Annotated in this window: 11 protein-coding genes; 2 read left to right on the top strand and 9 right to left on the bottom strand. The window is 61.0% G+C overall.

Annotation, left to right across the window (positions count from 1 at the left end; translation table 11 throughout):
• Positions 1-4: 4 nt before the first annotated feature.
• The 3 genes from ACYP01_RS14430 to ACYP01_RS14420 are packed head-to-tail and all read right to left on the bottom strand — an operon-like array spanning position 5 to position 3,471.
• Positions 5-1,207 carry an MFS transporter gene (locus ACYP01_RS14430; RefSeq protein WP_459680713.1) on the bottom strand — a complete coding sequence of 401 codons (1,203 nt, stop codon included), beginning with the start codon at positions 1,205-1,207 and terminating at the stop codon, positions 5-7.
• 3 nt (positions 1,208-1,210) lie between these two features.
• Entirely contained in the window at positions 1,211-2,239 is a 1,029-nt protein-coding gene (locus ACYP01_RS14425) for a 3-oxoacyl-ACP synthase III family protein (protein ID WP_459680710.1), read from the bottom strand.
• Positions 2,236-3,471 carry a sedoheptulose 7-phosphate cyclase gene (locus tag ACYP01_RS14420; RefSeq protein ID WP_021345782.1) on the bottom strand — a complete coding sequence of 412 codons (1,236 nt, stop codon included), beginning with the start codon at positions 3,469-3,471 and terminating at the stop codon, positions 2,236-2,238. Before ACYP01_RS14420 ends, ACYP01_RS14425 begins: the two co-directional genes overlap by 4 nt.
• Positions 3,472-3,646: 175 nt before the next feature.
• On the opposite strand from ACYP01_RS14420, the gene ACYP01_RS14415 reads away from it, so the two are divergent.
• Complete coding sequence (locus ACYP01_RS14415) at positions 3,647-4,261, top strand: TetR/AcrR family transcriptional regulator (protein WP_459680707.1); 615 nt, start codon at positions 3,647-3,649, stop codon at positions 4,259-4,261.
• 95 nt (positions 4,262-4,356) lie between these two features.
• Here ACYP01_RS14415 and ACYP01_RS14410 read toward each other — a convergent pair whose 3' ends face one another.
• The 4 genes from ACYP01_RS14410 to ACYP01_RS14395 form a co-directional block, all read right to left on the bottom strand.
• Complete coding sequence (locus ACYP01_RS14410) at positions 4,357-4,800, bottom strand: hypothetical protein (protein ID WP_459680705.1); 444 nt, start codon at positions 4,798-4,800, stop codon at positions 4,357-4,359.
• Positions 4,801-4,821: 21 nt separating this feature from the next.
• Positions 4,822-5,490, bottom strand: a complete 669-nt coding sequence (locus ACYP01_RS14405) for a FadR/GntR family transcriptional regulator (RefSeq protein WP_003939850.1) — start codon at positions 5,488-5,490, stop codon at positions 4,822-4,824.
• Between the two features lie 102 nt (positions 5,491-5,592).
• A complete protein-coding gene (locus ACYP01_RS14400) occupies positions 5,593-6,798 on the bottom strand; it encodes an MFS transporter (protein ID WP_285183567.1) in 1,206 nt (401 codons plus the stop codon).
• Positions 6,799-6,920: 122 nt separating this feature from the next.
• A complete protein-coding gene (locus tag ACYP01_RS14395) occupies positions 6,921-7,895 on the bottom strand; it encodes a helix-turn-helix transcriptional regulator (RefSeq protein ID WP_314682440.1) in 975 nt (324 codons plus the stop codon).
• Positions 7,896-7,997: 102 nt separating this feature from the next.
• On the opposite strand from ACYP01_RS14395, the gene ACYP01_RS14390 reads away from it, so the two are divergent.
• Positions 7,998-8,465: a VOC family protein gene (locus tag ACYP01_RS14390; protein ID WP_459680702.1), complete on the top strand. Its 468-nt coding sequence runs from the start codon at positions 7,998-8,000 to the stop codon at positions 8,463-8,465.
• A 385-nt stretch (positions 8,466-8,850) separates the two neighbouring features.
• Here ACYP01_RS14390 and aztD read toward each other — a convergent pair whose 3' ends face one another.
• Positions 8,851-10,098, bottom strand: a complete 1,248-nt coding sequence (gene aztD / locus ACYP01_RS14385; RefSeq protein ID WP_459680700.1) for a zinc metallochaperone AztD — start codon at positions 10,096-10,098, stop codon at positions 8,851-8,853.
• 62 nt (positions 10,099-10,160) lie between these two features.
• The gene (locus ACYP01_RS14380; RefSeq protein ID WP_003940258.1) at positions 10,161-11,405 is read right to left on the bottom strand and encodes a benzoate/H(+) symporter BenE family transporter; all 1,245 of its coding nucleotides are present in this window, start codon (positions 11,403-11,405) and stop codon (positions 10,161-10,163) included.
• Positions 11,406-11,409 lie beyond the last annotated feature (4 nt).

Genomic DNA, 11,409 nt, shown 5'->3' with positions numbered 1-11,409 from the left:
GCTTTCACGTCACGCTCCGAGCAGTGCGCCGACTGACGAACAGCAGCAGTACTGCGCCCGCCGCGAGGACTGCCCCGATAGCAGGCAGGACTGCAACGCTGTTGCCGCCGGACAGAGCGATCGAGCCGATCCACGCGCCGGCAGCATTCGCAAGTTGGAATCCTGCAATGTTGACAGTGGCAGCAAGGTGCGGGGCTTCGCTTGCAGCACCGATGAGTTTCGAGGCGAGCGGCGGAATAATGGAAAAACCGGTAGCACCGAGTACGAACATCCAGGCGAAGGCAAACCAAGACGTTCCGCCGAAGACGAAGAGAGCGAGAAGTGCCAACGCGAGCGCGGTCAACGCGATGTACAGCGTTTTGTCCAGGTCCTTGTCCGCGTAGTAACCACCGAGTTGATTGCCGACAACAGACCCGACGCCGAATACGAACAACACCACCGTCACCGTCGACACCGAGATGCCGGCATGCTCGGTGAGATACGGCGAGATGTAGGTGAACACCACGAAAAGTGCTGCCTGACTGAGAGCGGTCAGCCCGATCGCCCACAGAACTGGGCCCCGGGTGAACACCCGTAGCTCTGAGCTGACGTTGCCGGTCTGGTGCGAGGGAGCGGCGTTGCGCGTCGAGGCGATCAGCGCAGCGGTGACCAGCAGTTGGAAAACGGCGATGATCGCAAAAGACCAGCGCCATCCCAGTTGTGTACCGATGAGAGTTCCCAAGGGGACACCGAGGACCGTCGCCAGGTTCAGTCCGAGGGTGACGCGGGCGATCACACGCCCTTGGAATTGAGGCGCCACCAACGACGTCGCCAGCACCAGGCACAGAGCGAAGAACGTCGCGTGTGGCAGAGCAGTGATGATCCGAAATACCACCATTGTTGCGAAGTTCGGTGCCAGCGCAGTTCCGATGTTGCCGATGACGAAGAGGCCCATCAGAGCGGCGATCAGAGGTGTCCGTGGCACCCTGGTGGTAGCGATGGTCAGCAAGGGGCCACCGATGACCACGGTGACTGCATAGATGGTGACGAGCAGTCCGGCCGTGGAGTTGCTGACCCCGAGGTCGGTGGATATGTCCGGAAGTACACCGGCCACAAGGTATTCGACAGTGCCGACGCCGAACACTGCCAGGAGCATCCAAATTATGGCGACATTCGCGTTGGTAGAGCGAGCCGTTGTCGTCACTTCGTGCGGAGTTTCGACCACCATGGCTTATCCCTTCTCGTATCCGGTGTATTCGACGACTGCGCATCCCCACGTGAACCCGACGCCGATGCCGGTGAGCATGATTCGGTCTCCGGGGTGCAGGGACTTCCTGCGGCGGAGCAGGTCGAGGCCCAGTAGTGGGTCGGCAGCACCGGTGTGGCCGATGGTTCGGCCGAGTTCGACCAAGGTCTGCTCGGCGCGGATCTTCAGTGGCTCGAAACATTGTTTGCGGAGCAGGACGTTGCCGAAATTCGGTACGATCCAGGTGTCGATGTCACCGTGATGAGTGGCGGCATCACCCAAAGCTGTTTCAGCGCATCGAGACAGAGCGGCCGCGTTGCGTGACCAGAACTCGTCGATGGAGTGAGTCTCGGTGAAGCCCCCCACCCGTGCTCGGAGATCGATCGGGTCGGCGGTGCCGTAGACAGGCATGCTTGTGCGCTCGTGCCCGCGGTGCATCTGCTCGAGGTGTGCATCAGTGACTACGGAAGTCGAAAGAATACGAAAGGGACCCGGATCCGGGCCGATGACAGCAGCGGCCGCGCCGTCTCCGTAGGCGAGACCGCTGTCGGAATTCCACCGGTCGAACAGGGGGAGACGCCAAGCGTCGGATGCAGTTACCAGGCCTTTGCCGTGTCCGTCGAACCAGCGGCCGATCAGTTCGATTCCGACGATTGCTCCGGCGCAGGCTGTTCGGATCTCGATCGGCAGGCAGTCGTCGATGCCAAGTTCGTTCTGAATGTAGGCGCCGCAGTTCCACGCCTCCAGGCCGTTGTGCAGAACTACTGCATGCACGAGTAGGTCGATTTCGTTGCTGCTGATTCCGCTGTCGGCCAACGCAGCTCTGCCTGCGAAGACTGCCATCTCCGGCGCGGATTCGCCGATATCAGGGTCCGACACTGCAACCGAAGTCTGTCCGGTCTTCTGCTGTTCGACGGGATCGAACCGTCCTTCGGTCACCATGTCGGCGGCTTGTTCCCGCCTGTCCGGTAGGTATGAGCCGAAGCCTTCGATGTAGAGGCCGCCCCACCTCATGACGCGACCTTCGTCACCGACGTCTCACGGACGCGTAGCTCGTCGCTCTTCCTGTTCAAAAGGGCGGAGGCAGAGTTGATTCCGTCGATCGTGACATCATTGACGAAGTGGTGTCCACCGATCCCGACCGGCAAAGGCAGCCGTTGCCGCCCGTCCCGATGACGCACTGTGTCGGCCAATGCGGCGCCGAGGACGCCCGGTGTGGACAAGACGTCGTTCCAGGTGGGAAGGCCGAGGCGCCTCATTACAGTCAGGACGCGATCAAGTTCAGCTTCACTGATACTTCCCCGCAAATAACCCAGTGCAGACGTCAATGCCATGTCGACAGCGACGGCTTCACCGTGCAGAAGTTCCGGTAGTGCTTCCATCTCGAGCGTGGGCGAGAATGTGTGGCCGTAGTCGACGCAGCGTTCGAGGCAGGATTCCCACAGATTGGGCTGCAGTTCCTCGAGCATCAGGTGGATCGACTCGGCGATGACTTGTGTTGCTGCTGTGTCGAGTTCGTCGGAAGAGCCCTGAAACCTGTCATCGATCAATCGTTCCCCGAAGATTTCCAGCAGTTCGAAGAGGTCGAGGGATTTGATCAAGGCCATCTTGAGTATCTCGGCAAGGCCGTTGGACAAGTGTCGGTTGTCGAGGGTACGCAGGAATGCTCGGTCGACAAAAGTTGCCAGGGCCGGTGCATACGTCCCCAGTCGATTCTTGCCCATGCCGTAGTTGACTCCGGTCTTGACGCCGACCCCGGCGTCGACGAGGCCGATCAGTGTGGTGGGGACCCGGATGTACGGCGTTCCGCGGCGGTAGACGCTCGCGGCGAAACCGACAATGTCGAGTAGAACACCCCCGCCGATCGCGATTACCGGCTCCCTGCGTCGGTCGATGCCGAATCCGTTCATCGCGTCGACCACCCGCACCGCAGAACCCCACTCTTTGACCGTCTCGTCGGCTCGCATCGGTACGAAGGATGCTCGTATTCCGTGGTGTTCGAAGTAGCCTCGAATTCTATCCCCGTGAATTCGGTCGACGTTCGCGTCGATGATGATCAAGCGTCGGTCTCCGCGGTGTAGCGACGCTGCGCTGCACCCGTCGAGTAGTCGAGTGCTGTCCTTGGCGAACAGATTTCGTGCGGCAATCACGTGATACTCGACCTGTTTGACCGCTTCGACCTTCCATGTCGAATCGGTGGCCGCGCTGTGGCTGAGACCCAGTTTGAATGAAGCGGCACTACGCATGTCGATCCCCCTAGACGGTGTGAAAGAGCGTTCGCGAGCTGTGTCAGCAGTACGGCGGTACTTCAGTGAACGAAATGAACTTTCGAGGAAAACAGTAGGACATTCGCATAGTGATCGCTACAAGAGTAGAATAGATCACATTTGGATCGGTAGATGCTGTGGATTGGGAGGTTGCATGGCCGGGGTGCCGGGACAAGGGCGGAAGTTCGACGTAGACGCGGCCTTGGACAAGGCGATGTATGCCTTCTGGGAGCACGGCTACGAGGGGACATCCGTTGCCATGTTGACTGCTGCGATGCAGATAAATCCACCGAGTCTCTACAGCGCTTTCGGCGGTAAGGAAGGAGTGTTCTTTGCCGCCGTCGATCACTACAACGCGACTCGCGGCGACTTCATGGACCGGGCGTTCGCAGAAGAGCGCGAGGCATCCGAATTGATTCGCCGCCTCTTGAATGACGCGGCGTCCCATTACACCGACGGGTCTTGTCCGGGTGGTTGTCTGATCATCAGCGCGGCGGTCAGCGTGACCGACGCCAACAGTCACATAGCAAAACGATTGCGCGACATGCGAAATGCCAACGTGGCATTGCTGTCTCAGAGGATCGCAGCCGATATCGCCAACGGGCTTTTGCCCGCTGATTCCGATCCCGAGGACCTTGCAGAGTTCATCGGTGTAGTCATCCAAGGCATGTCTCAGCGTGCCCGAGACGGTGCAACACAGAGACAGTTGGAACTCGTAGCGAACAGGTCTTTCGACTCGCTGAACTTCTCGAAAGACCTCATCGGCTGAACAGATTTCAGTTGACGGTCGGGGGTCGAGCTGGATGGGTGTGAAGGAGAGTGTCGAGGTCGTTCCTTAGTGGCCCTCTGCCCCAATATAATTCGTCACTCACGCTGCTTGCTGTCGGTTCGTTGAAGGAAGGGACGGGGCCAGGCGCCGAGTGCGAGAACGGCGAGGATCGTCTGGACTAGTCCGGTGGTGAAGAAGATGCCCTGCAGCGGCGACCAGGCGAGAACGATGGCGATCTCGACGAAGATCCAGATCATCATGGTCAGGCCGGCGGCCGCGTGCAGGCCCCACGTCAGACGGAACCTGTTGTGCTGAGCGAAGAGTGCGGCGGCCTGGATGCCTCCGACGACAACGCCGAGGAGGATTCCGGGCCAGAAATATGAAGGGAAGACGGTTCCCTCGATCCACTCAGGAGGCAGGCCCATCCCGCCGCCGATCGTCAGGCCCGCCATTCCTACGAGCGCAGAGAGCAGGTTTAGCCACGCGATGGCGGACAGACCGATCCGGAGACCCCGTGGAGGGAGCGATGTGGACGTCATGCCTGACAACGATAGAGAGGGTCAGTCGAGCCCGTCCATGTTCCTGCGCGTTGCCGCGCTGGCAGCGTCGGCATCACCCGCGACGATGGCTTCCACCAGATCTCGGTGGGCTGCGGCTTCGTCGTCGATCGATTCGGGGTCTCGCGCCGCGACGTCGGTGATCACGTCCAGGGCCGAGTTGCGGAGCGTTTCGATGAATGAATCGAACACCATCGACAACACGCTGTTGTGCGCAGCATTCACCACGGCACGATGTAGTTCCATGTCAGCGTCGACAAATTCTGTTGGTGTCGAGGCATTTTCACGGGCTTCGAGTGCTGCCTGTAACAGATCGACGTCGGCCGAAGTTCGGCGCATGGCAGCCAGGCGGCCCGCTTCCACTTCCAGGAGTCTGCGTACTTCGTAGACTTCGCGGCGGTCCGAGCGTTTGAGTTCTCGCTCGAGTTCTGTGACCGGAGTCGAGGACATGACGTAGGTGCCGGATCCTTGATGAGAGTAGAGCTGTCCCGACGCAATCAGTGCACGCACGGCTTCCCTGCCGGTCGAACGCCCGACGCCGAGGAGTGTGCTCAGATCCTGCTCGTTCGGGATTTTGGTCCCGACCGGCCACTCGCCGTCGCCGATGAGGCGCGCAAGTTCGTCCGCGGCTTTCTGTACCAGCGACTGCTGCTTGATCTGGCGCACTGCCATGTGACTGCTCCTGACTGACTCGGTGAACCGCAATGGAGCGGCTCACCGAGTAATACTTCATGTCCTCCGATGAATCTTCAGACTACGGGGCCGTCTTTTGGTTTATCGAAGGGCGATGACGTCCAGTTCGCGCTCCGTCTCGTCTTCCGGGTCGAGGCGTCGATCGCGCAAGGTGAATGCGATGACGGCGCCGACGAACAGCACTGCAGTTGTCGCCCCGATCGCCATGCGCGGTCCAAAGTGATCTGCCAGGTAGCCGAACAGTGGAGATGCGATGCCTCCCACGGACATCGCGAGTCCGAGTGTCACCCCACTTGCTGTGCCGGGGCGATTCGGTAGGTAGTCCTGCGCCAATGTCACCTGTGGCGCGAAGGGCAGGAACATAGCAAATCCGAGACAGACGATTCCCAATTCGGCAACTGCAACGTTCGGAGCGGCAGCGAGCAGCGCCAGTGAAGGTACCGCAAGCAGGTAGCCGAGTCGGATGGATGCGCGTCGACCACGACGGTCCGCGAGGACTCCACCCAGTAGCGTTCCGGCCGCTCCTGCCAATGTGAAGGAGGACAACACGATTGCAGCGCTCGAGGACGATCCGTTCAGTGCGTTGAGCACGAACGGTGAGACCAACGACAGTGTGGTCACGTACGGAATTGACCAACAGACCGTTACCAGCACGAGTCGTGTGAACGAGCGCCAATCGTCTGACACGGGACCGTTCGCTGCCAGTTGCGCACTCAACGACTGGGCTGACTCGGCCGCACCCGTGTTGACCGATCGCGACTGGGCGACCATCCACCAAATAGCCGCCACCGCTGCAGGAACTGCGAGTAGATAGCCGCCGGACAAACCGAGTGAGCCAACCACGAGCGTGACAAACGGTGGCGCCAGCGAGGCGCCCAACGTACCGCCCACGGAGAACACGCTCATGGCTTTCTGTGAATGACCTCCAGCCGCGCGCGCCAAATTTGTGGCGGGAGGATGGTATGCGGCGATGCCGATGCCGGCCACGGCAATTGCCAGCCAAGTGACGATGTAGGTGGTGCTCATCGCTGCCACGACAATGCCTGCTGCGGCCGTCACAAAACCTGTCGGTACCAACCAGTTTCGGCTCTTTCGATCGACCAGCATGCCGAATGCAGGTTGCACGACACTGGATAGTCCGGTCGCGGCGAGCGTGATTCCGGCGACCGCGGAATAGGAATATCCGCGTTCGAGCATCATGAACGGCAACAGTGCAGGCACAGCCCCCTGGTACAGATCGTTCACGACGTGTGTGCCGGTGAGAAATGCAACTTGCCCCTTCTTCATCTCCTTGGGCATCCCTTCGTTCAGGTCTTCAAGTCCTCAGGTCCTCTGAGGACTTGAAAGCTATCACGAACCCGCGGGCGCACGGTTGTGTTGGAGACCTGGATCTCATTCGAGACGACTGACTAACTCGCAGCAGTCGCGGCGTTGCGGGCGGCGAGTTGTGCGAAAGCGTGGGTAAGTTCTGCCGGGCCGACGACATCGATGTCGGTGTCGAATCGGTTGAAGGAGGCTGCCAGCGCCGTCCAAGACCATGATCCGGCTTCGAGACTGCACTGCTCGGGGCCAAGATCTTCGACGATTCCGTCCCCGACAAAGGGAAGAACATAACTGGCTGGTCGATGGAGAACGACCTTGCCATGGCACGGCCAATTGTTGATATGTTCCGATCCTTTGAAGCGCGCGGAAACGTATTCGCTGACGTCGCCGCCGGGGATTTCCTTCGGCGTGAACCGGGGACCGTTCGGGGTGCGTGGGGTGATGCGATCGGCGCGGAAGATTCGCCAGTCGTCTCGCGCGAGATCCCACGCGACGAGGTACCAGCGACGCTTGGAGGTCACCAGATGATGCGGCTCCACTCGGCGCGGGGGTGTTATTTCGCTGTTGTCGGTTGAGTGGTCGTTCGAGTAATCGAAGCGGAACACCTCGCGAGCGCGGACTGCAGCGGAAATTGCTACGAGCACCTCTGGGGACACGGAGTCTGCGTCGCCGGAGCCGGCCGAAATCGTGGTGAACGTGAGCGCGTCGAGGCGATGGCGCAGACGCGACGGCATCACTTGCCGCACAGTGGTCAACGCTCGAACCGCATCCTCTTCGATACCGACGCCGGTCAGCGTCGCCGCCTGCAGCGCAACTGCCAATGCGATGACCTGATCGTCGTCGAACAGCAGGGGTGGCAGCTCGCTGCCGGCGTCGAGTCGGTATCCGCCGTCCGGGCCCATGGTCGCCGCAATGCGGTAACCCATCTCCCTGAGCCGGTCGATGTCGCGGCGGACCGTGCGATGGCTGATGTCGAGCCGCTCGGCGAGTAGAGCGCCCGGCCAGTCGCGTCTCGTCTGCAAGAGGGACAGCAGATTCAAGAGTCGAGTGGTGGTCGCCATGCGGTGAGACTACGACGAGTCTAGGACGAAAACAGTCCTATACGGCTGTGAGAGTCGACGTTGTCAGGGAAAACCCGAGCGACGTTCGTACCAGGAGCAGACATGAGCATCAAGACAACGACCCACCTCAACTTCCGCGGAGACGCCCGCGCGGCTCTGGAGTTCTACCAGTCCGTCTTCGGTGGCCAGGTCACGATCGCAACCTACGGCGACTTCGGGATGCCCAAGGAGGTGCCCGGCGCTGAGAACGTCGTGTTCGGCCAGGTGGAGACAGAGGACGGCTTCTGTGTGATGGCATACGACATCCCTGGACAGTCGGGCGGCTCGGCCGGCAACGCAGGCTCGACACACCGCGAGAACGGCACCACGATCACCGACCAACCGTTCTTCGTCTCGGTTCGCGGCAAAACCCTCGAAGAGGTGCAGAACTACTGGGCCAAACTCTCTGCTGGTGCATCGATCATCGGGGGTCTTGCCGCGGCGGCGTGGAGCCCCGGTTTCGGCATGCTCACCGATGCGTTCGGGGTGACGTGGATCCTCGACGTCGCTGCCGGCGAAAACCCGGCCTGATCATTCAGACGACAAAGCCGCTGGCACCGAAAGGTGTCCAGCGGCTCCAGCGCGTCGGTGCCCGTCTTGCGCCTCTCGGCAAGTGGCCACTCGAAGTGGCAATTCTGGGGTGGTACCCGGGGCAAAGAACCGAACACCGACACCCTCTACAACGAACCTCTGCGGAAAGTTATTCCACGCTGACTCGTGCCGCGGTCAGTCGTGGTCCTGCCCATCGTTCAGCTCCGGCAGAGCTGGGCGACAACAGCTCCGATTGTCCGAGGTGCGCGTCGTAGCACCTCGAGGACTGCCTGGGTATCGAGATTCCCTGGTCAGTAGGCGAAGGACGAGAACGGCTCCGGCCCCCATCTCGGTGTGAGATGGGGGCCTGAGGTGAGGATCTGAATCAGCCGGTTACGCCGGTCAATTCGTTCGGGGCGTGATCGAGGGTGGTCTCGGTCAGGATGCTGCCGTCCTCGAGGTCGACTGCGATCAGCTTCTTCGACGCTGGGTCGGTGACGTAAGCGGTGTGATCTTCTACGAAGAGCGCGGGCCTGGGCTCTTGCCATTTGGTGGGCTCGGTCCATGCGTCTATGACGGCGATCTTCTTGGTGACGACGCCGGTGTTCGGGTCGATGACGTGGATGGCGCCGTCGGTGCCGAGCACCAGTGCCTCTCCGTGTGGTCCGCGGCCGAGTGAGCGGAAGGTGTAGCTGGTGCCGAGGTCGACGAGCTTGAGTTCGGACGTCGTCGTGTTGGTCAGCGAGACCCGTTGCGGACGTTCGAGTTCGGCGTCCTTGTCGGTCTTGTAATCACCCAGCACGATGTCCGACTCCTCCGAGCCTGCCTGATTTCCGATGCGGCCGTATGCATCCGGACTCTGGACCTTGGTGATCGCTCCGTTCTTGTACACGAGCAACCCGTCCTGGCAGCCCAGCACGATGGCTTCGCCGGCAGCGACTGCTTCGCCGTGGACACCGGGGCACTGTTCGTTGCGCAGGATTTCCTTGCGGTCGGCATCGAGGACAGCTATGCCGTTGCGGGACTCCGAATTTCCGATTGTCGTCAACAGACTGCCGTCGGCAAGTGCGACCGCGACGCCGTGATGGGGTTCCGGGGTGGTGTACGTCTCGACGCGGGGCTGACGTTTCGCCAACTGAACCGGGTCGAAGATCTCGACCAGTCCCGAGCCGTCGTTGAAGAGGACCGTCTTTCCGGCATGGCGTACGACGTGTCCGGGCTCGGTGGCTGCGAACTCGACCTCGGACATCGCGGGATCGGCTGTGTAGTAATGAGAATGATCACCGTGAGCCGAAGACCACGTGCCGGTGTCGAGCACCTTGAATGCTTCGCCGGCAGAGATCATGACGTGGCGACCGTCGCCGGCCGGGTTGAGTCGGGTGAAGCCGTCGATCTCGGTCTCGCCGACCACGTCGAGGGAAGTTGCATCCAGCACCAGGACGCCGCCGTCGTACGACACGGCGAGACGTGGTGTTGCCGAGGCCTGTTCGGTTGGTGCGGCCGACGTCGTGGTTGTGGTTTCGGACTGGGCGGAGTCCTTGTTGTCGGACGAGCAACCCGTAACGAGGGCGAGTGAGAGGCCCACTGATGTGGCAAGGGTGAGGCGCCGCGACATGCGGGTGTTGAGGTGCATGGGTATAGATCTACTGCTTAATGTAAATGATTGTCAAAGTCGAGTATGCGAATATTCGCATGTCAGGTGTAGTCGGCTCGTTCGAGCATGCGCGAGGCGATGACCCCGAAGACGAGTCCCCAGAAAGCGGCTCCGATATTGAGTAGTTCGATGTCGGAGATCGTCACGAGGAACGCGATCAAAGCGCCGAAGGTGAATTTCCCGCCGAATGCGGTCACGAAGGCTCCCTGTAAGGCCTTGAGCATGGCCAGACCACCCAGAGTGACGATGAATGCCGTCGGAGTTCCCAACATCATCGCGACGAAAGTCGGGGCGAACAGTCCGAAGACGACGGCGAGTAAGCCGCAGAAGATTCCGGCGGTGTATTGGCGTGTCCGCTCTCCCGACGCCGTGAGCAATGCGTTCGTCGGCCCGGTCAGGCACGTCGAGACACAACCCACCGTCGCGTTCACGAGTGAGAACACGCCGCAGGCAACCGTTGCTGCCCCGATCGGCGGTTGATGACCCGCTGCGCGGAGGACTGCGATTCCTTGGCTGTTCTGCACGACGACGACTGTGATCGCCAGCGGTACAACCAGTTCGATCATCGCCTGCCAAGACCAGGTTGGCGTGGTCAGCATCGGATGCGCCAGCCACTCATGAGCGTCGCCGGCGGAGTTGAATCTTCCGGCCGCGAGTATCACGACCACGCCGACGATCAACGCGCCGAGAACGGGCGGAACGAATCTTCCCAGCTTGGTGAACACGCTCAGAGCGACAAAGGTGGCGATCATCGGCAGGGCGATCACCGCGTCGTGGGCAGGCGCTTCGACCAAATCGGTTCCGAAATGAAGGAAAACACCTGCCACCATTGCCATTACGATGGGCAAGGGTAATGCGGCCATGATCGGTGTGACCCACCCTGTCAATCCCAACAGCAATATCAGGGCGCCGGTCGCGAAGAACGCTCCGAGCACTTGCTCCCACGGCAGATGCTCCAACGACGCTCCGACGACAACGGTTCCGGGAATCGTCCAGAAGAAGGCCAGCGGCTGCCGGTACAGCCAGGAAGCCGTGATGGTGAGAATGCCGTTGACGAAGAAGGCACCGAAAAGCCAAGAGGCCAATTGAGCTTGACTCAGTCCACCCGCCAACCCCGCAGCGAGAATGACCGCCACCGGCCCGGTGGCCGAGAAGACGATGCCGATGATTCCGTTGGCAATGGACGTTCCGCCGAAGTCGCGCAAGACCCGCTTCGGGCCGTAGAGCGGTTGCGGGAGTGGCTCGGTGACGACGCGAACGGGCGCGGTCGTCGAAGTGTCCGGCATGTTC

This window comes from Rhodococcus sp. no. 34 (assembly GCF_054589475.1).
The sequence above is the reverse complement of the archived record's forward strand: the minus strand, read 5'-3'. Positions and strand labels throughout refer to the sequence as shown.

What these genes read in the sequence shown, in the direction of transcription:
- ACYP01_RS14430 (WP_459680713.1), bottom strand. Translation starts at nt 1,207, where the DNA reads ATGGTGGTCGAAACTCCGCACGAAGTGACGACAACGGCTCGCTCTACC.
- ACYP01_RS14425 (WP_459680710.1), bottom strand. Translation starts at nt 2,239, where the DNA reads ATGAGGTGGGGCGGCCTCTACATCGAAGGCTTCGGCTCATACCTACCG.
- ACYP01_RS14420 (WP_021345782.1), bottom strand. Translation starts at nt 3,471, where the DNA reads ATGCGTAGTGCCGCTTCATTCAAACTGGGTCTCAGCCACAGCGCGGCC.
- ACYP01_RS14415 (WP_459680707.1), top strand. Translation starts at nt 3,647, where the DNA reads ATGGCCGGGGTGCCGGGACAAGGGCGGAAGTTCGACGTAGACGCGGCC.
- ACYP01_RS14410 (WP_459680705.1), bottom strand. Translation starts at nt 4,800, where the DNA reads ATGACGTCCACATCGCTCCCTCCACGGGGTCTCCGGATCGGTCTGTCC.
- ACYP01_RS14405 (WP_003939850.1), bottom strand. Translation starts at nt 5,490, where the DNA reads ATGGCAGTGCGCCAGATCAAGCAGCAGTCGCTGGTACAGAAAGCCGCG.
- ACYP01_RS14400 (WP_285183567.1), bottom strand. Translation starts at nt 6,798, where the DNA reads ATGAAGAAGGGGCAAGTTGCATTTCTCACCGGCACACACGTCGTGAAC.
- ACYP01_RS14395 (WP_314682440.1), bottom strand. Translation starts at nt 7,895, where the DNA reads ATGGCGACCACCACTCGACTCTTGAATCTGCTGTCCCTCTTGCAGACG.
- ACYP01_RS14390 (WP_459680702.1), top strand. Translation starts at nt 7,998, where the DNA reads ATGAGCATCAAGACAACGACCCACCTCAACTTCCGCGGAGACGCCCGC.
- aztD (WP_459680700.1), bottom strand. Translation starts at nt 10,098, where the DNA reads ATGCACCTCAACACCCGCATGTCGCGGCGCCTCACCCTTGCCACATCA.
- ACYP01_RS14380 (WP_003940258.1), bottom strand. Translation starts at nt 11,405, where the DNA reads ATGCCGGACACTTCGACGACCGCGCCCGTTCGCGTCGTCACCGAGCCA.